The 23,282-nt window shown below is 71.1% G+C and carries 22 protein-coding genes and 1 tRNA gene; 13 read left to right on the top strand and 10 right to left on the bottom strand.

Annotation, left to right across the window (positions count from 1 at the left end; genetic code table 11):
* The first annotated feature begins 87 nt into the window (after window positions 1–87).
* Both ACQVFL_RS21895 and ACQVFL_RS21890 read left to right on the top strand, forming a co-directional pair.
* The gene (locus ACQVFL_RS21895; RefSeq protein WP_396692942.1) at window positions 88–549 is read left to right on the top strand and encodes an RrF2 family transcriptional regulator; all 462 of its coding nucleotides are present in this window, start codon (window positions 88–90) and stop codon (window positions 547–549) included.
* A 200-nt stretch (window positions 550–749) separates the two neighbouring features.
* Window positions 750–1,727: a sulfite exporter TauE/SafE family protein gene (locus ACQVFL_RS21890; protein WP_396692940.1), complete on the top strand. Its 978-nt coding sequence runs from the start codon at window positions 750–752 to the stop codon at window positions 1,725–1,727.
* Window positions 1,728–1,813: 86 nt separating this feature from the next.
* On the opposite strand, the gene ACQVFL_RS21885 is transcribed toward ACQVFL_RS21890, so the two are convergent.
* The 3 genes from ACQVFL_RS21885 to ACQVFL_RS21875 all read right to left on the bottom strand — a co-directional run bounded on the left by ACQVFL_RS21885 (window position 1,814) and on the right by ACQVFL_RS21875 (window position 5,061).
* Window positions 1,814–3,244 (bottom strand): pyridoxal-dependent decarboxylase, encoded by a 1,431-nt coding sequence (locus tag ACQVFL_RS21885; protein ID WP_431727504.1) that lies wholly within the window; start codon window positions 3,242–3,244, stop codon window positions 1,814–1,816.
* Between the two features lie 276 nt (window positions 3,245–3,520).
* Window positions 3,521–4,525, bottom strand: coding sequence for an LLM class flavin-dependent oxidoreductase (locus ACQVFL_RS21880; protein WP_396693502.1), 1,005 nt, complete (start codon window positions 4,523–4,525; stop codon window positions 3,521–3,523).
* Window positions 4,526–4,581: 56 nt separating this feature from the next.
* Window positions 4,582–5,061: an Lrp/AsnC family transcriptional regulator gene (locus ACQVFL_RS21875; RefSeq protein ID WP_396692936.1), complete on the bottom strand. Its 480-nt coding sequence runs from the start codon at window positions 5,059–5,061 to the stop codon at window positions 4,582–4,584.
* 102 nt (window positions 5,062–5,163) lie between these two features.
* Between ACQVFL_RS21875 and ACQVFL_RS21870 the strand changes: the two genes are divergently transcribed.
* The gene (locus ACQVFL_RS21870) at window positions 5,164–6,321 is read left to right on the top strand and encodes a trans-sulfuration enzyme family protein (protein ID WP_431727503.1); all 1,158 of its coding nucleotides are present in this window, start codon (window positions 5,164–5,166) and stop codon (window positions 6,319–6,321) included.
* A 489-nt stretch (window positions 6,322–6,810) separates the two neighbouring features.
* On the opposite strand, the gene ACQVFL_RS21865 is transcribed toward ACQVFL_RS21870, so the two are convergent.
* Window positions 6,811–6,951: a hypothetical protein gene (locus tag ACQVFL_RS21865; RefSeq protein ID WP_396692930.1), complete on the bottom strand. Its 141-nt coding sequence runs from the start codon at window positions 6,949–6,951 to the stop codon at window positions 6,811–6,813.
* Between the two features lie 167 nt (window positions 6,952–7,118).
* A tRNA-Leu gene (locus ACQVFL_RS21860) sits at window positions 7,119–7,201 on the bottom strand.
* 80 nt (window positions 7,202–7,281) lie between these two features.
* On the opposite strand from ACQVFL_RS21860, the gene ACQVFL_RS21855 reads away from it, so the two are divergent.
* From ACQVFL_RS21855 to polA, 8 genes are all read left to right on the top strand, one after another.
* Window positions 7,282–7,905, top strand: a complete 624-nt coding sequence (locus ACQVFL_RS21855) for an ANTAR domain-containing response regulator (protein WP_396692928.1) — start codon at window positions 7,282–7,284, stop codon at window positions 7,903–7,905.
* 109 nt (window positions 7,906–8,014) lie between these two features.
* Window positions 8,015–9,181, top strand: coding sequence for a hypothetical protein (locus tag ACQVFL_RS21850; protein WP_396692926.1), 1,167 nt, complete (start codon window positions 8,015–8,017; stop codon window positions 9,179–9,181).
* Between the two features lie 370 nt (window positions 9,182–9,551).
* Window positions 9,552–10,703, top strand: a complete 1,152-nt coding sequence (locus tag ACQVFL_RS21845; RefSeq protein ID WP_131053255.1) for a branched-chain amino acid ABC transporter substrate-binding protein — start codon at window positions 9,552–9,554, stop codon at window positions 10,701–10,703.
* A 61-nt stretch (window positions 10,704–10,764) separates the two neighbouring features.
* The gene (locus ACQVFL_RS21840) at window positions 10,765–11,748 is read left to right on the top strand and encodes a branched-chain amino acid ABC transporter permease (protein ID WP_396692924.1); all 984 of its coding nucleotides are present in this window, start codon (window positions 10,765–10,767) and stop codon (window positions 11,746–11,748) included.
* Entirely contained in the window at window positions 11,745–12,902 is a 1,158-nt protein-coding gene (locus tag ACQVFL_RS21835; RefSeq protein WP_396692922.1) for a branched-chain amino acid ABC transporter permease, read from the top strand. Before ACQVFL_RS21840 ends, ACQVFL_RS21835 begins: the two co-directional genes overlap by 4 nt.
* Window positions 12,895–13,854: an ABC transporter ATP-binding protein gene (locus ACQVFL_RS21830; RefSeq protein WP_396692920.1), complete on the top strand. Its 960-nt coding sequence runs from the start codon at window positions 12,895–12,897 to the stop codon at window positions 13,852–13,854. Before ACQVFL_RS21835 ends, ACQVFL_RS21830 begins: the two co-directional genes overlap by 8 nt.
* Window positions 13,844–14,554 (top strand): ABC transporter ATP-binding protein, encoded by a 711-nt coding sequence (locus ACQVFL_RS21825; RefSeq protein WP_396692918.1) that lies wholly within the window; start codon window positions 13,844–13,846, stop codon window positions 14,552–14,554. Before ACQVFL_RS21830 ends, ACQVFL_RS21825 begins: the two co-directional genes overlap by 11 nt.
* Before the next feature lie 123 nt (window positions 14,555–14,677).
* Window positions 14,678–17,377, top strand: a complete 2,700-nt coding sequence (polA, locus tag ACQVFL_RS21820; protein WP_431727502.1) for a DNA polymerase I — start codon at window positions 14,678–14,680, stop codon at window positions 17,375–17,377.
* Between the two features lie 30 nt (window positions 17,378–17,407).
* On the opposite strand, the gene ACQVFL_RS21815 is transcribed toward polA, so the two are convergent.
* The 5 genes from ACQVFL_RS21815 to ACQVFL_RS21795 form a co-directional block, all read right to left on the bottom strand.
* Window positions 17,408–17,821, bottom strand: a complete 414-nt coding sequence (locus ACQVFL_RS21815) for a MerR family transcriptional regulator (protein WP_396692914.1) — start codon at window positions 17,819–17,821, stop codon at window positions 17,408–17,410.
* A 16-nt stretch (window positions 17,822–17,837) separates the two neighbouring features.
* Window positions 17,838–18,590, bottom strand: a complete 753-nt coding sequence (locus ACQVFL_RS21810) for an SDR family NAD(P)-dependent oxidoreductase (RefSeq protein ID WP_431727501.1) — start codon at window positions 18,588–18,590, stop codon at window positions 17,838–17,840.
* A gap of 48 nt (window positions 18,591–18,638) precedes the next feature.
* Window positions 18,639–19,067 carry a DUF3140 domain-containing protein gene (locus ACQVFL_RS21805; protein WP_396692910.1) on the bottom strand — a complete coding sequence of 143 codons (429 nt, stop codon included), beginning with the start codon at window positions 19,065–19,067 and terminating at the stop codon, window positions 18,639–18,641.
* Window positions 19,054–19,272: a DUF2945 domain-containing protein gene (locus ACQVFL_RS21800; protein ID WP_431727500.1), complete on the bottom strand. Its 219-nt coding sequence runs from the start codon at window positions 19,270–19,272 to the stop codon at window positions 19,054–19,056. The genes ACQVFL_RS21805 and ACQVFL_RS21800 overlap by 14 nt, the downstream gene beginning before the upstream one ends.
* A gap of 63 nt (window positions 19,273–19,335) precedes the next feature.
* Window positions 19,336–20,139, bottom strand: coding sequence for a class I SAM-dependent methyltransferase (locus ACQVFL_RS21795; protein ID WP_431727499.1), 804 nt, complete (start codon window positions 20,137–20,139; stop codon window positions 19,336–19,338).
* A 328-nt stretch (window positions 20,140–20,467) separates the two neighbouring features.
* Here ACQVFL_RS21795 and rpsA point away from each other — a divergent pair, with 328 nt between their 5' ends.
* Window positions 20,468–21,955, top strand: a complete 1,488-nt coding sequence (gene rpsA / locus ACQVFL_RS21790) for a 30S ribosomal protein S1 (protein WP_117227135.1) — start codon at window positions 20,468–20,470, stop codon at window positions 21,953–21,955.
* Window positions 21,956–22,093: 138 nt separating this feature from the next.
* A complete protein-coding gene (gene coaE / locus ACQVFL_RS21785; protein WP_431727498.1) occupies window positions 22,094–23,272 on the top strand; it encodes a dephospho-CoA kinase in 1,179 nt (392 codons plus the stop codon).
* The last annotated feature ends 10 nt before the right edge of the window (window positions 23,273–23,282 follow it).

Raw genomic sequence — 23,282 nt, 5'->3', positions numbered from 1 at the left:
CCGGTCGCGCCGCCGGGCGACCGCGTAAACCGATCGGTCAAGGGGTGATCGTCCGGCTGGATCGGGTGGCCCGCTAACCTGTCCGGCATGCGACTCTCCGCTCGGGTGGACTACGCCCTCCGCGCGGTCACCGAGCTGGCCTCGGTGACCGGGGCTGGGCGCGGTCGCCCGGTGACCGCCGACCAGATCGCCCGCGCCCAGGAGATTCCGCCGAAGTTCCTGGAGAGCATCCTGCTGCAACTGCGCCGGGGCGGCATCGTGCAGGCGCAGCGGGGACCGGAGGGCGGCTACTGGCTGGCCCGCCCGGCCGAGGAGATCTCCCTGGCCGAGGTGATCCGGGTGATCGACGGACCGCTGGCCCACATCCGTGGCCAGCGTCCCGAACAGCTCGGCTACCACGGGGCGGCCCGCGCCCTACAGGACGTCTGGATCGCCCTGCGCGCCAGCGAACGCCAGATCCTGGAGCTGGTCACGATCGCCGACGTGGCCCAGGGCACCCTGCCCGAGCAGGTCACCAAGCTGGTCGCCGACCCGCGCGCCTGGACCTGATCCGCGTCGACCCGGGGGAGTCCCCGTCGGCCCTGGCCGTGGCGGCTCAGACGGCCCCCACCCGGCATGTCGTGTGGGGGCGCCGCCCCGATCGCGGACCCGCGTCGTCTCACTGACCGATCAGAGGGTTGACCGGAGGGCACCCCGTACCGCATTCTCGACCAAGTTGATAGGAGATGCCAAAAAGCTAGGGGGCGTCCGTGCGCAAGTTGCTCGTCATCGCACTGGTCGGGCTGGCCGCGCAACTGGTCGACGGTGCGCTCGGCATGGCCTACGGACTGACGTCCACGACCCTGCTGCTGGTGGTCGGCATCGCGCCGGCCGCGGCGTCCGCCTCGGTGCACCTGGCCGAGATCGGCACCACGCTCGCCTCCGGGGCGGCGCACTGGCGGTTCGGCAACGTCGACTGGCGGGTGGTACGCCGCATCGCCCTGCCGGGCGCGATCGGCGCGTTCGCCGGGGCCACCTTCCTGAGCTGGCTCTCCACCGAGTCGGCCGCCCCCTGGATGGCCGCCATCCTGTTCACCCTCGGCGCGTACCTGCTCGTCCGCTTCTCCCGGCCGCTGCGCCGCAACCCGGCCGCGGGTCAACTGCGCGGGCGCTTCCTCGGTCCGCTCGGGCTGGTCGCCGGCTTCGTCGACGCCACCGGCGGCGGGGGATGGGGGCCGGTCGCCACGCCGGCCCTGCTGGCCTCCGGTCGGATGGAGCCGCGCAAGGTGATCGGCTCGGTCGACACCTCCGAGTTCGTCGTCGCCGCCTCGGCCAGCCTCGGCTTCCTGATCGGCCTCGGCACCGAGGGCTTCCTGCTGCCCATCGTGCTCGCCCTGCTCGCCGGTGGCCTGATCGCCGCGCCCATCGCGGCCTACCTGGTGCGGATCATCCCGGCCCAGATGCTCGGCGCGGCCGTCGGCGGCGTGATCGTGCTGACCAACGCCCGCGTCCTGCTGGGCGCCGCCGAGCTGCCCAGCGGCGTGCCGGTGGTGGTCTACGTGCTGCTGGCCGCCGGATGGGTGGCCGCGCTGGTGCTGGCGGTGCGGGTGCTGCGGCGGACCCGCCGCGAGGAGGCGCTCGCGGCAGCCGCCGCACCGGTCGACCGCACCGCGTCGCCCACCGGGGCCCACGACACGCCGACCGACGCCGACAGCAGCACCCGCGCCCTCTCCGGCGCGGACCGCTGACGGCCCGCCGGTCGTACCGTCCTCGGTGATCCGACTCCCGGACCACCGAGGGACCACCCGCGCGTGGGTGGCCCGACGCCCCTGACTCAGTCGGCGGCGGTACGCGCGGCCTGAGACACCAGCTCCCAGGCCCCGTCCACGTGGACCTCGGTGGTCTGCGGCGCACCGACGGCCAGCCGCAGCGTGTACCGGCCGGCGACCCGGGTGTGCGTCAGGTGGACCCGACCGGTGGCGTTCACCGCCGCCAGCAACCGCTCGTTCGGCTCGTCGTCGCCCCGCAGCCGGAAACAGACCAGCGCGTACGGGTTCCCGGCGACCAGTTCGAAGCGGTCGTCGGCGCGTACCCGGTCGGCGAAGCGGGCAGCCAGGGCGACCCCGCTGCGAATGTGCGCGCGCAGCCCCTCCACGCCGTACCAGCGCAGCACGAACCAGAGCTTGAGCGCGCGGAAGCGCCGACCCAGCGGCACCTGCCAGTCCCGGTAGTCGATCACCGCACCGGACTCGGTGGCCGCGTTGCGCAGGTACTCGGGCAGCACGGTCAGCGCCTCGACCAGCTCACCGGCGTCGGCCACCCAGAACGCGTCGCAGTCGAAGCCGGTCAGCAGCCACTTGTGCGGATCGAAGCAGTAGGAGTCGGCGTACTCCAGTCCGTCGTGGCCGAACCGCAGCTCGGGGCAGACCGCCGCCGAGCCCGCGTACGCGGCGTCGACGTGCAGGAAGACGCCGTGCTCGGCGCAGATCGGCCCGATCTGCGGCAGTGGGTCCACGGCGGTGGTGGAGGTGGTGCCGACGGTCGCCACCACCAGGGCGGGGATCACTCCGGCGGCGATGTCCGCCTCGATCGCGGCCCGCAGCGCCGACGCCGACATGGCCCGGGTCTCCGGGTCCACCTCGATCAGCCGTACGCCCTCGGCGCCGAGCCCGGCGATCCGGGCGGCCTTCTCCACCGAGGAGTGGCCCTCGGTGGAGGTGTAGACCCGGTACCGCCGGTCCACGCCGACCTGCCGCCACCGTCCCCGCGCGGCCCGGTGCACCGCCACCAGCATGGCGACCAGCGTGGCGGAGGAGGCGGAGTCCTGGATGACCCCGCCGCCGGGGCCGCTGGAGCGGAACCTGCGCGGCAGGTCCATCAGGTCGGCCAGCCAGTCGAGCAGCACCGTCTCCAGCTCGGTGCAGGCCGGGCCGGTGGCCCAGAGCATCCCCTGCACGCCGAGCCCGGCGCTGACCATGTCGCCCAGCACGCTGGGTCCGCTGGTGTTGGCCGGGAAGTAACCGAAGAAGCCGGGATGCTGCCAGTGGGTGAGCCCGGGCGTCACCACCGAGTCCAGGTCGGCGAGGAGCGCCTCCACCGGTTCGCCGTGCGTCGGCGGTCCGGCCGGTAGTCGGGCGGCGACGGTGCCGGGTGGATCCGGCGAGGTGACCGGGCGCTTGTCGAGGGTGGCCCAGTAGTCGGCGATCCAGTCGACGACCGCGTACCCGGCCTGACGGAACTCGTCGGGAGTCATGTGCCGCGCCATGACATGAGTCGATCAAGAAAGCGGGCACGGTGGCAAGCGGCCGTGCGAGACTGAGAAGGCGGTGAGCAGAGAAACGGACAGGCACCGGGCCGCGATCGCGGAATCCGCACAATCGCAGCCCGGTGCCCCACACCGCGGCACCCCCGACCCGTCCCGACCGGGGAGTGCCGTACCACCACCGGTAATAAAGTTAGGCGGACTCCGCGTCGCGAGGGTGACGCTGCCGTGAAGATCGTGTTTCGCGTCCACGGGAACGCTGTGACCTGGATTACTGCCTCAGCGGCGCAGACCCCCGGCCACCTCGGTCGCGATCAGCTCGAACGACCGCACCCGGTCGGCCACGTCGTACACCATCGCGGTCAGCATCAACTCGTCCGCACCCGTCCGCGCCAGCAACTCACCCAACTGCCGACGGACCGTCTCCGGCGACCCGACCGCCTGACCCTCCCGACGCTGCACCACGAACTCCCGCTCCAGATCCGTGTACGGATACGCCGCCGCCTCCTCCGGAGTGGCCAGCGGCTCCGGCCGCCCCGACCGCAGCCGCAGGAACGACAACCCCGCCGGCCCGGACAGCCACTCGGCCCGCTCGTCGGTCTCCGCGCACACCGCGTTCACCGCCACCATCGCGTACGGCCGCTCCAGCCACTGCGACGGGCGGAAACTCTGCCGGTACAACGCCAACGCGGGCAGCGTGTTCTGCGCGCTGAAGTGATGCGCGAACGAGAACGGCAACCCCAGCGCACCCGCCAACCGGGCACTGAACCCACTGGACCCCAGCAACCACACCGCCGGTCGCTGCCCCCGCCCCGGGGTGGCCGTGATCGGCCCCGACCCGTCCTCGCTGAAGTACTCCATCAGGTCGGCCAACTCGCGCGGGAAGCCCTCCGCCGACAACCCCTCCATCGTCCGGCGCAACGCCAACGCGGTCACCTGGTCGGTGCCCGGCGCGCGACCGATACCCAGGTCGATGCGGCCCGGATGCAGCGCCTCCAACGTGCCGAACTGCTCCGCCACCACCAGCGGCGCGTGATTCGGCAACATCACCCCACCCGACCCGAGCCGGATGGACTCGGTGTGCGCCGCCAGATGCGCGAGCAGCACCGCCGGTGCCGACGACGCGATGGCCGGCATGTTGTGGTGCTCGGCCACCCAGAACCGGCGAAAGCCCAACTCGTCGGTACGCCGGGCCAACTCGGTGGTGTGCCGCAACGCCTCGGTCGCGGAGGCGCCGGCAGCGACGGGGGCCAGGTCGAGGACAGACAACGGTACGTCGATCACACGGCTGGCCAACCCGTCGGGGGCCACCTTTGTTCCCCACCGACGACCGACGTGAGTCAGCCCATTCCCCGCGCCTGCTCGAAGATCAGGCTGGTCTGGCTGTGCTGCACCGCCGGATCCACGGCCAGATAGTCGAGGACGAAGTCCCGCAACGCCTCCGCCGACGCCGCCCGCACGTGCAGCACGTAGTCCTCCGCCCCGGCCACGTGGAACACCGACACCACCCCCGGCAGGCGCACCGAACGCGTCCGGAACGCGTCCACCGCCGCCCGCGCGTGCGCGGTCAACCGCACCGACACCAACGCCTGCAACGGCAACCCCACCGCCGCCGGGTCCACCTCGGCGTGGAAACCCCGGATCGCCCCGCACTCCCGCAAGGCCCGGGTACGCGCCAGACACGTCGACGGCGCCACCCCCACCCGCTCGGCCAGCGCGTTGTTCGGCAACCGCCCGTCGGCGGTCAACTCGGTCAGGATCGCGCGATCGGTGTCGTCCAGGGCCGCGAACGGCCGCACATCGTTCGGAACGAGGGGCATGAAGCCATCCTCCACCGAACATCATCGCTACGGATAGAGCTGATGGCGAATGATCTTCGGAAGTATTGTCATCACGGCGCGTTATGTTCGATCCTTGCCGCCATGACGACCGTGGACACCCGAGCCGTGCACGCCGGCCGCGACGACCTCGCCGCCCTCGGCGTCCACGTGCCGCCGATCGACCTCTCCACCACCAACCCACTGCCCTCGGTCCACGACGGCGGCGACGCCTACGAACTCCTCGCCACCGGCGGCACCCCGACCCCCGGCACCAGCGCCGTCTACCAGCGGCTCTGGAACCCCACCGTGGCCCGCTTCGAGACCGCCCTCGCCGAACTCGAAGGCACCACCGACGCCGTCGCCTTCGCCAGCGGCATGGCCGCACTCACCGCCGCCCTGCTCGCCGCCACCCGCGACGGCAAACGACACCTCGTCGCCGTCCGCCCCCTCTACGGCGGCACCGACCACGTGCTCGCCACCGGCCTGCTCGGCACCGACGTCACCTGGGCCCGCCCCGACGAGGTCGCCGCCGCCGTCCGCCCCGACACCGCCCTGGTCGTCGCCGAGACCCCCGCCAACCCCACCCTCGACCTCGTCGACATCCGCGCCCTCGCCGACGCCGCCGGTGACGTGCCCCTGCTGATCGACAACACCGTCGCCACCCCGGTACTACAACAACCCGCCCGCCACGGCGCCGCGCTCGTGCTGCACAGCGCCACCAAGAGCATCGGCGGACACGGCGACGTCCTCGCCGGCGTCGTCGCCTGCGACCCGCACTGGGCCGCCCGGCTACGCCAGGTCCGGGCGCTCACCGGCGCGGTCCTGCACCCGCTCGGTGCGTACCTGCTGCACCGGGGCCTCCAGACGCTGCCGCTGCGGGTCCGCGCCCAACAGGCCGGCGCGGAGAAACTCGCCGCCTGGCTCGCCGACCACCCCGCCATCGAACACGTGCACCACCCCGGACTCGACGACGACGCCGGGCTCATCGGCCGCCAACTCGCCGGCCCCGGCAGCCTGCTCGCCTTCCGGGTACGCGGCGGCGCACCCGCCGCGGCGGCCGTCGCCGGTGCCTGCCGCCTGATCACCCACGCGGTCTCGCTCGGCGGCGTCGACACCCTCGTCCAGCACCCCGCGTCGCTGACCCACCGCCCGGTCGACGGCGACGCGAAACCCGACGGTGGCCTGCTGCGGCTCTCGGTCGGACTGGAGGACCCCGAGGATCTGCGCGCCGACCTGGCCCAGGCCCTCGACGTCGCCTGAGTCACGGGCCACGGTCAGGACTTCGGCCCGACATAGCGGTCCAGCACGGCGACCGCCTCCCCGACGCGCGACGGAGAGACTGTTGCGGCGGTTCATCCGCCAGGCCACGCCGAGCAGGTCCAGCGCCCACTGGCACAACCCCATGATGTCGGCCGACTCGTTGACGAACATGTAGCGCGGATAGACGTACGTCCGGCCCCGCACCGTGACCCGGTTGGCGCAGCGGGTCCCGTCGGAGTGGAAGAGCCCTCGGACGAAGTGGCCCGCGTGTTCGGTCAGGATCTCCCACTGCCAGGATGCCGGGACGATCGGGCGCTCGTGCTTCTTGCCCGGCCCGTGTTGTGGGAGAAGGCATGGCCAGTGGTTGCCGGCGCTCTGCATCGCCACGCAGCCCTGCTTCTTGACGCGTTGGACCTTGTTGGCCAGCACCGACCTCATCGCCGTGTCGCAGGCCTCGATCAGGTCCGGCCAGGCGTCGGCGCAGTAGATTCATAACACCGGTACCCGATCGGTCGTAACGAGATGCCCGTCGCCGAGATAGAGGCCGAGCAGGTACGCGTAGGCGGCCGGGTCCGCCGGACCCTCCTGGCCGGGGCGGCATCGGAAGCAGCGGTCAGCGCTGCTCGCCATCGTCGGCTCCGGGCGATCGACGCACCAATGCCATACGGTGGTGTAGGGAAGCGAGAGGGCGCGTGCCGCCGAGCGGATGGTGTGGCCCCGGGCAAGAAGATCGCGGACATGTGCCCGCATCTCAGGAGGATGCACGACGACATCATCGAACACACGTATGACAAGAGTGCCGGGAGCGGGATTCGAACCCGCAAGCCCTTTCGGGCAGAAGTGTTTGAGACTTCCGTGTATGCCGTTCCACCATCCCGGCGGGTGGGGCTTACTGTACCCGACTACGCTCGTGCGGGAGCATGGGTGGTAGCCGTGCAAAAACGATCGTGGGAGTGGCTCGTGGCCGAGACGCAGACGGATGCCGCGCGCAGGCGGGTACTGATCGCCGAGGACGAGGCGCTGATCCGGCTGGACCTGGCCGAGATGTTGGCCGAGGAAGGCTACGAGGTGGTCGGGGAGGCCGGTGACGGCGAGACCGCCGTACGTCTGGCCGAGGAGCTCAAGCCCGATCTGGTCATTCTCGACATCAAGATGCCGATCATGGACGGGCTGGCGGCTGCCGAGCGGATCGCCGGTGCCCGGATCGCCCCGGTGATCATCCTGACCGCGTTCAGCCAGCGTGACCTGGTCGAGCGGGCCCGGGCGGCCGGTGCGATGGCATACCTGGTCAAGCCGTTCCAGAAGTCCGACCTGGTGCCGGCGGTGGAGATCGCCCTCTCCCGCTACTCGGAGATCGCCGCGTTGGAGGCCGAGGTCGCCGGGCTCAACGACCGGCTGGAGGTCCGCAAGACCGTCGAGCGGGCCAAGGGCGCGCTGATGACCACGTACAACATGACCGAGCCGCAGGCGTTCAAGTGGATCCAGCGCACGGCGATGGACCACCGGATGACCATGAAGGAGGTCTCCGAGCGGATTCTCGCCGAGACCGCCGGTGGCGGCGAGGCCACCCGCCCGGCGCCCTGACCGCCCACCGGCACGGGGCAGTCGTGATGCCCCTCGGCCGTTAGCATCTGGCGGCATGGGTGCCCGGCGTTCCACGCTGACGCGGCGATTCGGTTCGCCTCGTGTGGGCGTGTCCCGGGTTCGGCGGTCGTTCCTGCTGGTGTTCGGCCTGCTGGCGCTGGTGCTGGCGGGGTGCCCGGCACCGCAGCGGAACGACGCCGGTCCGGAGCCGGCGCGGCTGCGCTGGGAGCGGGTGGAGTTGCCGAGTCCGTCGGAGCCGGGTCGGGTCCTGCTGCGGGACCTGGTGGCCTGTGCCGGGCACTGGTATGCGGCCGGTGCGGTGGCGGATCCGGCCGGAGCGACCAGCCCGGCGGTGTGGTCCAGTCTGGACGGTGCGACGTGGACGCCGGTGCCGTTGATCGCGGATTCGTTCTACGGGCGGCAGAGCGTGCTGTTCTCGGTGGGCTGCCGGGACGGCGCGGTCGCCGCGGTCGGCGGCAAGGTCGGTGGCGCGCACGGCAATCCCCGGGTGAGCACCTGGTGGCAGCGTCGGGACGGCACGTTGGTCGAGGTGGCGGCCTCGTTCGAGCTGTACGGCGGCCCGAAGGCGGTCAACGTGTCCCGGTTGGCCGGTGGCCCGGACGGGTGGTTGATCGTCGGGAACAGGGCCAGCGGTGCGGCGGTGTGGGTGTCGTCGGACGCGGCGGAGTTCGCGATCGTCGAGGCGGCGCCGGAGCTGGCCAGTGACGGTCAGGGTGTGACGTGGGTGTTCGACGCGGTGGCCGGGCCGTCCGGCTGGTCGGCGGTGGGTGGGCTGTTGGCGCCGGGGCGCATCGACCGGGATCCGGCGGCGTGGACCTCCTCGGACGGGCGTACCTGGCAGCGGACGGTCCTGCCGGGCGGCCAGGAGTACGAGGAGATGCAGCGGGTGGTCCTGGTCGACGGGGTGCCGTTGGGGGTGGGTCTGCGCGGGCGACAGTTCGGCGCGTGGCGTCGGGAGCCGGGCGGGTGGACGGCGGCGGGCCGGTTCGGCCAGGTGGCCGGTGGGGTGCCGTCGGTCGGTGGGGTGGCCGTCTCCGTCGGGCAGGTGCTGGCGGTGGTGTCCGACGGCGAGCGGTACGGCGGTTGGCTCTCCGGTGACCGGGGCGACGGCTGGCGGCCGGTGGAGTTGCCGGTGGCGGCGCCGGTCGGGGCGGCTCGGGCGGTGGCGCTGGCGGCGGAGGGTGGGCGGTGGTGGTTGGCGGTCGACGACGGGGCGCAGACCTCGATGTGGGTGGGGCACGCCGACCCGCCGTAGGAGTGAGTTCGCTGTCACTCTCGGTGGTTTTCGGAGTGGAAACATGATCTTCACGAGGGTGCCGCACGGCATGTCCGTCCGGGCGTGTCGGCGGTGTTCCGGGGTGTTCCAACAGGCGGACAGGTGTCGGCTAACGACCGGTCAGCGGATTGACCTGTTACGGGAGTGGCAGGCTTGACGGCTCTCTTCGTAACGGTTTCGCAGACCCCGCTCCGACCTCTTCCTTGGCCGAATGAGTGTGGGTACGCTCCGCCAGCACGAGCCGTAATGCAGGGGGCGTCCCTGCCCGGTACGCGGTGGACGGGCCACACCTTGTCGCCGCCGAGCCGGGTCCCAATGCCCACCTGCTTCTGGAGGAGGTCAGGAAGCCGTGAGGCGAAGCTATTCAAGGGCGCTGGGTACTGCCGCGCTCGCCGCGGTGCTGGTCGCCGCCGCCGGGTGTCAGGACGCCGGTGGTAGCGGCGACAACACCGCGTCGGGTGACTGCGGTGGCAAGATCGCCATCTTCGGCGCGTTCACCGGCGACAACGCGGGTCTGGTGCTGCCGTCGCTGAACGCCGCGAAGCTCGCGATCAAGCAGCACAACGAGGCAAACGCCGACTGCAAGGTCGAGATGGTCGAGTTCGACACCCAGGGTGACCCGGCGCAGGCGACCCCGGTCGCGAACCAGGTTGCGGGTGACACCTCGTTCCTCGGTGTCATCGGTGGTCACTTCTCCGGTGAGTCGGACGCCACCATGCCGGTCTACGAGGCCGCCGGTCTCGTGATGGTCGCCCCGTCGGCGACCCGGACCGACCTGACCCAGAAGGGCAACAAGTCCTTCTACCGGGTGGTCGGCAACGACGGCACCCAGGCGGGCGCCGTGGCGACCTACCTCAAGGGCGAGAACGCGCAGCGGGTCTTCCTGATCGACGACGCCAGCGCCTACGGCGCCGGTATCACCGCCGAGCTGACCAAGAACCTGGGCGCCACCGTCGCGGCCAGCGACAAGATCCAGGAGCGGCAGTCGCAGTTCGAGGCGACGATCTCCAAGATCAAGGCGGCGAACGCCGACTTCGTCTTCTACGGTGGCTACACCCGGGAGGCCGCGCCGCTGGTCCGCCAGATGCGGGCCGCCGGTGTGCAGGCGAAGTTCATCGGTCCGGACGGCCTGTACGACCCGGCCTTCCCGGCCGGTGCGTCCGGTGGCGCCGACGGCTCCATCATCACCTGCCCGTGCCTCCCGCCGGACAAGGCCGGTGGCACCTTCACCGCCGACTACCAGGCCGAGTACGGCCAGCTGCCGGGTTCGTACGGTGCTGAGGGCTTCGACGCCGCGCAGATCTTCATCGACGCCTTCAAGGACGGCAAGAAGTCCCGCGCCGAGATCCTGGAGTTCGTGAAGAACTACGACAAGCAGGGCGTGTCGAAGTACATCAAGTTCGACGCCAACGGCGACGTGGACCCGTCGAGGGTTGTCATCTGGGCCTACCAGATCAAGGGCACGGAGATCTCTCCGCTGCAGGAGCTCAAGCTCAGCTGACGAACAGTATCGGGGTGCGGCCGGGGTGATCCCCCGGCCGCACTCGATGCAAGGAGACCTGGTGAATTTCGCGGACCTCTTCAGCCACATCGGTCAGCACACCGTCGACGGGTTGTCCAAGGGGGCGATCTATGCCCTGATCGCTCTCGGTTACACCCTGGTGTACGGCGTCCTGCGCCTGATCAACTTTGCCCACTCCGAGGTCTTCATGGTCGGCACCTTCGCGGTGCTGGGCCTGTGGACGGCCTTCGGGGTGGAGAACAACCCGCCGCTCGGCCAAGCGGTGATCTTCCTGGTACTCGGCCTGATAGTCGCGGCGATAGCCTCCGGCGGCACGGCCCTGGCGATCGAACGGGTCGCGTACCGACCGCTGCGGCGCAAGAACGCGCCGCCCCTCATCTTTTTGATCACCGCGATCGGTCTGTCGCTGGTACTGGTGGAGATCTTCGGCCTGGTGCTGCCGAAGCTGCTGGGCGACCTGGTGCCGTCCATGTTCGGCCGGGGCCGGATCATCCTCGGCATGCCGACGATCATCGAGCAGAAGACGCTGTTCACGATCGGCAACACGGAGATCAACAACGTTCAGTTGATCGTGATCGTGTCCGCGGTGGCGATGATGGCGGTGCTCGACTGGTTCATCAACCGCACCCGGTACGGCCGGGGTGTGCGGGCGGTGGCGCAGAACCCGGAGACGGCGGCCCTGATGGGCGTCAACCAGGAGCGCGTGATCATGCTGATCTTCGTGCTCGGTGGCATCATGGCGGGCGCGGCGGCGCTGTTGTGGGGCATGCGTTTCGGCTTCACGCAGAACAGCATCGGATTCGTGCTCGGCCTCAAGGCGTTCACCGCGGCCGTCCTCGGCGGCATCGGTAACCTGCGCGGCGCGTTGCTGGGTGGGCTGTTCCTCGGCATCGTCGAGGTCTACGGCGCCACCATCTTCGCGTCCAACTGGGAGGACGTCATCGCCTTCGTGGTGCTGGTCATCGTGCTGATGTTCCGCCCGACCGGCATTCTGGGCGAGTCGCTGGGGAGGGCCCGAGCATGATCGACAAGATTCGTGACCTGGACCGTAAGCGCACCAACGCCCTGCACTCGGTCGGCGACCGGTGGCGGGCGCTGCCGAAGTGGCAGCGGGTGCTGTCCTTCGTGGCCTTCGTGATCTTCCTCTACTACCTGCCGCTGCTCGGCATCCCCGGCCTGACCTGGCTGCGGACCGACTCGATCTCGGGTGGTAGCAACTGGGCCGGTGTGCTGTTCACCTGCGCCGTCTACGTGTTGGTGGCGATCGGTCTCAACGTCGTGATCGGCCTGGCCGGTCTGCTGGACCTGGGCTACATCGGCTTCTTCGCCATCGGCGCGTACGCGGTGGCCCTGTTCGGCTCGGTGAACTCGCCGGTCGTGAAGTGGATCCAGGCGGAGTTCAACCTCCCGACGACCTGGGCGGTGGCCTGGGCGATCTGTGTGTTCATCGCATTGGTGATGTCGCTGATCTCCGGGGTGATCCTGGGCTGGCCGACGCTGCGGCTGCGCGGTGACTACCTGGCCATCGTGACGCTCGGCTTCGGCGAGATCATCCGGATCGTGGCCCGTAACCTGGAGGGCGTCACCCGGGGTCCGCAGGGCATCTCGGCGATCCCCGGCCCGGAGGGTCCGCCCTCGCCGGACAACCAGGTCTTCGGCCTGGTCGACGTCAAGCCGTGGTACTGGCTGGCGATCACCGTCGTACTGCTCATGGTCTTCGCGGTGCGCCGGCTGGAGAACAGCCGGGTCGGCCGGTCCTGGCTGGCCATCCGGGAGGACGAGGACGCTGCCGCGGTGATGGGCGTCTACCCGTTCAAGTTCAAGCTCTGGGCGTTCGCCATCGGTGCGGCGCTCGGCGGTTTCGCCGGCTTCCTGTTCGCCAGCCGGTACGCCTTCATCGACCCGACCCAGTTCAACGTGAACCTGTCCATCCTGTTCGTGGCGATGGTCGTGGTCGGTGGGTCCGGCAACATGGTCGGCGTCTCGGTGGGTGCGGTGCTGCTGGCGTACCTTCCGGAGCGGTTCCGTGAGGTCGCCGACTACCGGTGGTTGGCCTTCGGTCTGGCCATGGTGCTGGTGATGATCCTGCGTCCGCAGGGCCTGATCCCCAGCACGCGACGGGCCCGCGAACTGAAGGACCGTGCGGCGGAGGCAGAGGAGGCGCCCGCTCATGTCTGACGAGACCAACACCCCGTCCGACGCGACCGAGACCACGGCGGCGCCGAAGATCCCGGCACAGCCGGGACCACGCAAGACGCTGTTGGAGATCGACGACGTCACGCTGCGCTTCGGTGGCGTGGTCGCGCTCAACGGGATCAGCTTCGAGATCAACGAAGGCGAGATCCTCGGCCTGATCGGGCCGAACGGCGCCGGCAAGACCACCTGCTTCAACGTGATGACCGGGGTCTACAAGCCGACGTCGGGCGCGGTCCGGTTCCGTGGTGAGCGGGTCACCGGTCGCAAGCCGCACCAGATCAGCCGGCTGGGCATCTCCCGGACGTTCCAGAACATCCGGTTGTTCCCGGAGATGTCCGCGCTGGAGAACGTCATGGTCGGGACCGACTCCCGGCACAAGACGAGCGTGCCCGGCGCGCTGTTCCGGCTCTACCGGGTGCGGCCCAAGGAGGAGGAGCTGCCGCAGGTCACCGCCTCCGGCGGGATCGTGCGGACCTGGCAGACGGTGCGGCGTAGCTTCGCCAAGACCTTCGGTCTGTCCCGGCACATCCTGGAGGAGCGGGCCGCCGAGGACAAGGCGATGGAGCTGTTGCGCTTCGTCGGCATCGCCGACCGGGCGAACGACGCGGCGCGCAACCTCCCGTACGGCTACCAGCGACGACTGGAGATCGCCCGGGCGCTCGGCACCGAGCCGAAGCTGCTCTGCCTGGACGAGCCGGCGGCCGGGTTCAACCCGGCCGAGAAGGAGGATCTGCTGGGGCTGATCCGCCGGATCCGGGACAAGGGCGTGACGGTGCTGCTGATCGAGCACGACATGCGGCTGGTGATGGGTGTCACCGACCGGATCGTGGTGCTGGAGTTCGGCACCAAGATCGCCGATGGTCTGCCGGCCGAGGTCAGTCGAGACCCGCGGGTGATCGCGGCGTACCTGGGGGAGCCCGCCGATGCTGCTTGAGTTGGACGACGTCAGCGTCTCGTACGGTCGGATCGAGGCGTTGCACGGCATCAGCCTCACGGTCAACGAGGGCGAGGTGGTGGCCCTGATCGGTGCCAACGGCGCCGGCAAGACCACCACCATGCGGGCGATCTCCGGGATCCGTTCGCTGTCCGGCGGCCGGATCACCTTCGACGGCGAGGACATCAGCAAGCTCCGTGCCGACCTGCGGGTGGTCCGGGGTCTGTGTCAGTCGCCCGAGGGCCGGCAGATCTTCCCCGGTATGACGGTGCTGGAGAACCTGGACATGGGGGCGTACACCCGGCGGGACCACGCCGGCATCGCCGCCGACCTGGAGAAGGTGCTGGAGCTGTTCCCCCGGCTGCGTGAGCGGCGCAAGCAGGCCGGTGGCACGCTCTCCGGCGGTGAGCAGCAGATGCTCGCCGTCGGTCGGGCGCTGATGAGCCGGCCGAAGCTGCTGCTGCTGGACGAGCCGTCGATGGGCCTGGCCCCGATGATCATCCAGCAGATCTTCGACATCATCGTGGAGATCAACCAGCAGGGCACCACGGTGCTGCTGGTGGAGCAGAACGCGCAGCAGGCGCTCTCCCGCGCGCACCGGGCGTACGTCCTGGAGACCGGGCGGATCGTCAAGGAGGGCACCGGGCAGGAACTCCTGCACGACCCCTCGATCAAGGAGGCGTACCTGGGCGTGGCCTAGCCGCCGCGAGCCGTCGACGGCCGCCCGTCCCCGCGTCCGGGGGCGGGCGGCCGTCGACGTTTCCGGTTGGCCGCCGGTGCCGCCGCGCCGGGGGTGTCGGGGGCACGGACTAGAGTCGCTGCCGTGACAGCTACGACGCCGCGCCTGCTCCTCGTCGACGGACACTCCCTGGCATACCGGGCGTTCTTCGCCCTGCCGGTGGAGAACTTCTCCACCACGACCGGGCAGCCGACCAACGCCGTCTACGGCTTCACCTCCATGCTGATCAACGTGCTGCGCGACGAGCGGCCGACGCACATCGTGGTCGCCTTCGACGTGTCCCGCCGCTCCTTCCGCACCGAGAAGTACGCGGAGTACAAGGCCGGCCGCAGTGAGACGCCGACCGACTTCAAGGGCCAGGTCAGCCTGGTCAAGGAGGTCCTGGCGGCGTTGCGGGTGCCGGTGGTGGAGAAGGAGGGCTACGAGGCCGACGACGTCATCGCCACGCTCGCCTGTCAGGCCCGCGACCAGGGCATGCCGGTGCTGATCAGCACCGGCGACCGGGACGCCTTCCAGCTCGTCGACGACCAGGTCACCGTGCTCTATCCGCGCAAGGGCGTCTCCGACCTGGCGCGGATGGACCCGGCCGCGATCGAGGCCAAGTACGGGGTCGGCCCGCAGCGCTACCGCGACCTGGCCGCGCTGGTCGGCGAGACCAGCGACAACCTGCCCGGCGTCCCGGGGGTCGGCCCGAAGACGGCCGCCAAGTGGATCAACACGTACGGCGGGGTGGAGGGTGTCATCGCCCGCGCCGACGAGATCAAGGGCAAGGCCGGTGACAGCCTGCGCGAGCGGCTGGCCGACGTGATCCGCAACTACGAGATCAACTGCCTGGTCACCGACCTCGACCTGCCGGTGCGGCCGGAGGACGCCCGCTGGTCGGGGTGGGATCGCGAGGCGGTGCACCAGGTCTTCGACACTCTCCAGTTCCGCATCCTGCGGGACCGCCTCTACCAGTACCTCGATGCGGTGGAGCCGGAGGCCGAGGCGGGCTTCGACCTGACCGGCGAGGTGCTCGCCGCGCCCGGTGCGCTGGCCGGGTGGCTGGAGACGCACGCGACGGCCGGTACCCCGGTCGGCGTCGCGGCGAAGCTGGACACCGGCCCGAACCGGCGGCACACGGCCGTGGTCACCGGCATGGCGCTGGCCACCGCCGACGGCGCGGCGGCGTGGTTCGACCCGAGCGCGTTGGCGCAGGACGACGAGACGGCCCTGGCGGGCTGGCTGGCCGACGAGAGTCGGCCCAAGGTGCTGCACGACAGCAAGCCGGCCGTGCTGGCCTTCGGCGCGCACGGCTGGTCGCTGGCCGGCATCGCCCGGGACACCCAGATCGCGGCCTACCTGGCCCGCCCGGACCAGCGTTCGTACGACCTGACCGACCTGGCGTTGCGCTACCTGCACCGGGAGCTGCGGGTCGACGCGCCGGACGACGGGCAGCTCACGCTGGACGGGTTGGGCGGCGACGGTGAGGCCGAGCAGAACCTGATGGTGCACGCCCGGGCCACCCTCGACCTGGCCGAGGCGATCGACGCCGAGTTGTCCCGCGACGGGGAGCAGTCGGCGCGGCTGATGGCCGGGGTGGAGTTGCCGCTGATGCGGGTGCTGGCCGCGATGGAGCGCACCGGCATCGCCGCCGACACCGACTACCTGTCGGAGTTGGAGGCGCACTTCGCCGCCGAGGTGAAGGCCGCCGCCCAGGGCGCGTACGCGGTGGTCGAGCGGGAGTTCAACCTGGGCTCGCCCAAGCAGCTTCAGGAGATCCTCTTCGGTGAACTGAACCTGCCCAAGACCAAGAAGATCAAGACCGGGTACACCACCGACGCCGACGCCCTGCAGTGGCTCTACGCGCAGACCGAGCACCCGCTGCTGCACCACCTGCTGCGGCACCGGGACGTGGCCAAGCTCAAGTCGACCGTGGACGGTCTGCTCAAGTCGGTCTCCGACGACGGGCGCATCCACACCACCTTCAACCAGACGGTGGCCGCCACCGGCCGGCTCTCCTCCACCGAGCCCAACCTGCAGAACATCCCGATCCGGACCGAGGAGGGGCGCCGGATCCGGCGCGCGTTCGTGGTGGGTGAGGGATACGAGTGCCTGCTCACCGCCGACTACAGCCAGATCGAGATGCGGATCATGGCGCACCTGTCGACGGACGACGCGTTGATCGAGGCGTTCAACTCCGGTGCCGACTTCCACGCCGCCACCGCCTCGTCGGTCTTCGGGGTGCCGGTCGCCGAGGTGACCCCGGACCAGCGGCGCAAGATCAAGGCGATGAACTACGGCCTGGCGTACGGGTTGAGCGCGTTCGGTCTGTCCCAGCAGCTCGGCATCACCGCCGAGGAGGCGCGCGGGCTGATGGAGGACTACTTCGCCGGCTTCGGCGGGGTCCGCGACTACCTGCACGAGGTGGTGGCACGGGCCCGCCAGGACGGCTACACCTCCACCATCCTGGGCCGCCGTCGCTACCTGCCCGACCTGGTCAGCGACAACCGGCAGCGGCGGGAGATGGCGGAGCGGATGGCCCTCAACGCGCCGATCCAGGGCTCGGCGGCGGACATCATCAAGGTCGCCATGCTGCACGTGGACACCGCGTTGCGGGAGGCGGGCCTGCGTTCCCGGATGCTGTTGCAGGTGCACGACGAGTTGGTCTTCGAGGTGGCGCCGGGGGAGCGGACGGCGTTGGAGGAGTTGGTACGCCGCGAGATGGGTGCGGCCTATCCGCTCTCCGTGCCGTTGGAGGTGTCGGTCGGCGAGGGCCGGGACTGGAACAGCGCCGACCACTGACCCCGTGTGCCCGGCTCCGGCGGCCGACGGTCAGGCGGTGATCGCGGTGTCCGTGGGACCGGCCGCCGGGGCGGTGTCGGGCGAGGGGCCGGTGACCGGGGACGCCGCGCGCAGCGCGTCGGCGAGCCGGTCGCGCAGCGCCACCTGGGCGGCGATGCGGGCGTCCAGCACGGCCAGGCGCTCCCGGGCGATCCGTAGCCCGACGGGGGAGGGCGCTGCGGCGGCCACGTCCCCGTCGAGGCAGGGCAGGAAGGCCCGCACGTCGGTCAGGGTCAGCCCGCCGGCCAGCAGGTGCCGGATGTTGCGGACCCGGACGACGGTCCGCTCGTCGTACTCGCGGTAGCCGTTGGCGGCCCGGTACGCCTCGATCAGGCCGTGGTCCTCGTAGTGGCGCAGCGCCCGGGGCGTGCTGCCGGTGGCGTGGGCCAGTTCCCCGATCCGCACCCCGGGCACCGTCCTCTCACGCCACGACCGCGCCACCGTCGACGGGCAGCACCACCCCGGTGACGAAGGCCGCCGCCGGTTCGCAGAGCCGCAGGATCGCCCACGCTACCTCGTCGGGGTTGCCGATCCGGCCCAGCGGGGTGTGTGCGAGTTGCCAGGCGCGGATCGCCGCCTGCTGCGGCGGGGTGAGGCCCTGGTGCGTACCGATCGGGGTGTCGATCGCGCCGGGGGCGACCGCCACCACGCGGACGCCGCGCGGTGCCAACTCCACCGCCCAGCTCCGGGTCAGCGAGTCGAGGGCGGCCTTGCCGGCGGCGTAGAGCGCGGAGCCCGGCCAGGCCCGCTGCCCGACCGCGGTGGTGACGTTGACGATCACGCCCCGGCTGGCGGTCAGCGCCGCGACGGCCGCGTGGGCCAGCCGGATCGGGGCGAGCAGGTTGGTCTCCAGTTGCCGGCGGGCCGCGGCCTCGTCCAGGTCGGCCAACTCGCCGCCGCCGGCGATGCCCGCGTTGTTGACCAGGACGTCCAGCCGGCCATGCCGGTCGACGGCTTCGCGGACCACCCGGTGGGGCGCGCCGGTGGCGGTGAGGTCGACGGCGAGTGGCGTGATCAGAGGGTGGCAGGTCGCGGTCTCGGCCAGCGGGGCGGCGCGCCGACCCACCGCGACGACGTGCGCTCCGGCGGTGCCGAAGGCGCGGGCGGTGGCCCGGCCGATTCCGGTGCCGGCGCCGGTCACGACGACGACTCGGCGTGGCAGGTGGTCGTTCATGCCGCCGATCGTCGGACCCTGCCGTCAGTGGCAGGGTCAAGCCGCGCCTCAGCGGGCCGGGCCGCGCCGGTTCTTCGGTGGGCTGCCGTGTCGTTCCAGTGCCTTCCGGGACGGGCCACCGGGCGGGGGCAGCGGGGCCTTGACCGGATCATGGCCCCAGTTCATCAGCGAGTACCGCCAGCGGGTGTCGCGTACGTCGCCGCTGGGCCGCTGCGCCATGTGTCGCCGGACGTAACCGACGACCTTGCGCATGTGCTTGTAGTCGGCGGCGCTGAGCTGGTCGCGTTTGCGGCGGAGCAGGTCGACGATCCTGCGGCCGGACTCGTGGCCGACCGACTCGCCGCCCTCGGTCCCCTTCTTCTGCCAGCCGACGTGCTTGGACTCCGGCGTCTCCAGCCACTGCTGGAGTTCACCGGGCTTCATGTTCACCGCCTCGGTGAACTCCCGGTAGGTCTGCTGGTCGTCAGTCCCGCTCACGGCGCAGCACCTCCGGGTGGTGGGCGACGTCCCGGCCCGAGTCGTCGTTGCGGACGCGGTACTGCGGGGCCTGCGGCGACGCGTTCACGGTGTGCCCGCGCACCCGGGTGCGTCCGGTCAGCTTCTCCTGCACCACGCCGTGCGCCCGGCCGCTGTGGCTGGCCCAGGAGACGTGGTCGCCTCGGCGGAACTCCTTCTCGGCCATGGCGCGGGTTACCCGCGGGCGTGGGGCGGAAACGACGCTCGACCCGACGTCGGCGGGGCAGGATCAGGCGCCCCGCTCGGCGACGAAGATCGCGCTGCCGGGGAAGAGTCGGCCGCGCAGCGGACTCCACTGCCCCCAGATCCCCTCGTGTCCCGCCGGCCACTCCGGCTCCACCAGGTCCACCAGGTCGAACCCGGCACCGACCAGTTCGCGGACCCGGTCGCCGAGGGTGCGGTGCTGCTCGACGTAGGTGGCCACGCCGGTCTCGTCCTGCTCGACGTACGGCTGCCGGTCGAAGTAGGAGTGCACGGCGGTGAGCCCGCCCTCGCCGGGGTCGTCGAGGAAGATCCAGCGCATCGGGTGGGTGACCGAGAAGACCCAGCGTCCGCCGGGACGCAGGACCCGGTGCACCTCGCGCATCAGGGCCGCCGAGTCGTCGACGAACGGCACCGCGCCGAACGCCGTGCAGGCGATGTCGAAGCTGCCGTCGGCGAAGGGCAGCGCCAGCGCGTCGGCCTGGGCCAGCGGTACGCGTACCCCGCTGCGGTCGGCGGCGCGCGCGGCGTGGCGCAACATGCCGGCGGACAGGTCCACCGCGACCGGGTGGGCGCCCTGGGTGGCCAGCCAGCGGGCGCAGGACGCCGCGCCGCAGCCGACCTCCAGCACCCGGCGTCCGGCCGTCTCGCCGAGCAACCGGGCGTCGGCCTCGCGCAGCCCCTCCGGGCACCAGACGAAGTCCACGTCGCCCAGGAAGGTCCCGTGTTCGGCCTGGTAGGCGTCGGCGTCGGTGTCCCACCAGTGGCGGTTGGCGCGGCGGATCTCGGCGTCGCCGACCCGGCGCCGGGTCACCCGGTTGTCGTCGTTCACCCGCTCACGCTAGGCGTCCGGAAGGGGTGGGACGGCGGTGGGCCGGGGTGTCGTGGTGTCGGCTGGCCGAAATCTCCGCTTTCGCGGGTGGTGAGGTGATGAGCAGACGGGAGGGCTTGCACGCTGTGGTAATGCAGCGGGTAGGGTAGACGATGCGCTCGCGGATCGCGTGTCTCGGCAGGGAGCAGGTGCGCGGTCGACGGAGTCACATCAAGATCTCGTTCAGCGATTTCCGGGTGGTGGGTCCGCCGGCGGATCCGTTGGCGCGCACAGGTCACCGCGACACCAGCCTGCTGTGACACACCATCCGACCGGAGCAACCGCCCACATGACGAGCAGCATCGAGGCCCCCTCGAGCGCCACCAAGGTCACCGTCGACGATCTCGGCTCTGAGGAGGCTTTCCTCGCCGCGATCGACGAGACCATCAAGTACTTCAACGACGGCGACATTGTCGAAGGCACCGTCGTCAAGGTCGATCGGGACGAGGTCCTGCTCGACATCGGCTACAAGACCGAGGGCGTCATCCCCTCTCGTGAGTTGTCGATCAAGCACGACGTGGACCCGGCAGAGGTCGTCTCGGTCGGTGACCACATCGAGGCCCTGGTCCTCCAGAAGGAGGACAAGGAGGGGCGGCTGATCCTCTCCAAGAAGCGGGCGCAGTACGAGCGGGCCTGGGGCACGATCGAGAAGATCAAGGACGAGGACGGTGTCGTCCGCGGTTCGGTCATCGAGGTGGTCAAGGGTGGCCTCATCCTCGACATCGGGCTGCGCGGCTTCCTGCCCGCCTCCCTGGTCGAGATGCGGCGCGTGCGCGACCTGCAGCCGTACGTCGGCCGCGAGCTCGAAGCCAAGATCATCGAGCTGGACAAGAACCGCAACAACGTGGTGCTGTCCCGCCGTGCCTGGCTGGAGCAGACGCAGTCCGAGGTGCGCACCGAGTTCCTCAACAAGCTCCAGAAGGGGCAGGTCCGCAAGGGCGTCGTCTCCTCGATCGTCAACTTCGGCGCGTTCGTCGACCTCGGCGGCGTGGACGGTCTGGTGCACGTCTCCGAGCTGTCCTGGAAGCACATCGACCACCCCTCCGAGGTGGTCGAGGTGGGCCAGGAGGTCGAGGTCGAGGTCCTGGACGTCGACCTGGACCGCGAGCGGGTCTCGCTGTCGCTGAAGGCGACCCAGGAGGACCCGTGGCGGCAGTTCGCCCGCACCCACGCGATCCAGCAGATCGTGCCGGGTAAGGTCACCAAGCTCGTGCCGTTCGGTGCGTTCGTCCGCGTCGACGACGGTATCGAGGGCCTGGTGCACATCTCCGAGCTGGCCGAGCGCCACGTGGAGATCCCCGAGCAGGTCGTGCAGGTCGGCTCCGAGGTCATGGTCAAGGTCATCGACATCGACCTGGAGCGTCGCCGGATCTCGCTGTCGCTCAAGCAGGCCAACGAGGGCTTCGTCGAGGGCGAGGAGCACTTCGACCCGACCCTCTACGGCATGGCTGCCACGTACGACAACGAGGGCAACTACATCTACCCGGAGGGCTTCGACCCGGAGACGGGCGAGTGGCTCGAGGGGTACGACAAGCAGCGCGAGACCTGGGAGAACCAGTACGCCGAGGCGCGGCAGCGGTGGGAGGCGCACCAGAAGCAGGTGCAGACCTCTCGGGCCGCCGAGGCCGAGGCCGCTGCCAACCCGCAGCCCGCCCCGACCGGCACCACCACCTCGACCAGCGCGGCCCCGAGCCGGCAGGCCGAGGAGCCCGCGGGCACCCTGGCCACCGACGAGGCGCTCGCCGCTCTGCGGGAGAAGCTCGCCGGCGGTAAGTGACCCGCTGCTGACGACGACGGGCCCCGCCCCGACCTGGATCAACCGGGTCGAGGCGGGGCCCTCGCCGTCGACCGGCACGCTGAGGCGACCCCGCCTCGCGGGCTTGGCGCAGCCGCCCTGGTCAGGTTGACTGGTGCCGTGTTGAAGATCGGACTCACCGGCGGGATCGGCTCGGGTAAGAGCGCGGTGGCGCGTCGGCTGGTCGAGCGCGGGGCGGTGCTCGTCGACGCCGACCGGATCGCGCGGGAGGTCGTCGCTCCCGGCACCGACGGGCTGGCCGAGGTCGTCGCCGCCTTCTCCGAACGGGTACTCGACGCCGACGGCGCCCTGGACCGGCCCGCCCTGGGCGAACTGGTCTTCGCCGACGAGTCGGCCCGCCGCCGCCTGGAGGCCATCGTGCACGGCCGGGTGCGGGCCCGTACGGCGGAACTGGTCGCCGCGGCACCACCGGACGCCGTGGTGGTCAACGACGTACCGCTGCTGGTGGAGGTGGGACTGGCCGCCACGTACCACCTGGTGGTCGTGGTGCGCACCGAGGTGGAGACCCGGCTGCGCCGGTTGGCCCGCGACCGGGGGATGAGCCGGGCCGAGGCGGAGCGGCGGATCGCCGCGCAGGCCGACGACGCCCGCCGCGCGGCGGCGGCGGACGTGCTGCTCGGCAACGACGGCACCCTCGACGACCTGCACGCGTCGGTCGACGCGCTCTGGCGCGACCGGCTGGTGCCCTACGAGGTCAACCTGCGGCGGCGTCGGCCGGTCCGGCTGGACCGGGCACGCCTGGCCGAACCCGACCCGACCTGGCCGCAGCAGTACGCGCGGCTCGCCGCCCGGATCCGGCACGCGGTCGCCCCCGCCGACCTGCGCGTGGACCACATCGGGTCGACCGCGGTCACCGGCCTGGCGGCCAAGGACGTCATCGACATCCAGCTCAGTGTGTCGTCGTTGGCCGAGGCGGACGGCCCGATGGCCGACCGGCTCGCCGACGCCGGTTTTCCCCGGCTGCCCGGCGAGTGGTGGGACACCGCGCGCACCGGCGGTGGCCGGTGGGCGAAGCGGCTGCACGGCAGCGCCGACCCGGGCCGCCCGGTGCACCTGCACATCCGGGAGGCCGGCTCGCCCGGCTGGCGGTATGCCCTGCTGATGCGTGACCACCTGCGTGCCGATCCGGACCGGCGGGCCGCGTACCTGGGACTCAAGCGGGAGTTGGCCGCCTCCGCGCCGGAGAGCGGTGCGTACGCCACGGCGAAGGACCCGTGGTTCGACGAGGAGCACCTGCGGGCCGAGGAGTGGGCCGCCCAGACCGGGTGGCGTCCCTGACCGTCCGGGT

This window comes from Verrucosispora sp. TAA-831 (assembly GCF_050780145.1).
Lineage (GTDB): Bacteria > Actinomycetota > Actinomycetes > Mycobacteriales > Micromonosporaceae > Micromonospora.
The sequence above is the reverse complement of the archived record's forward strand: the minus strand, read 5'-3'. Positions and strand labels throughout refer to the sequence as shown.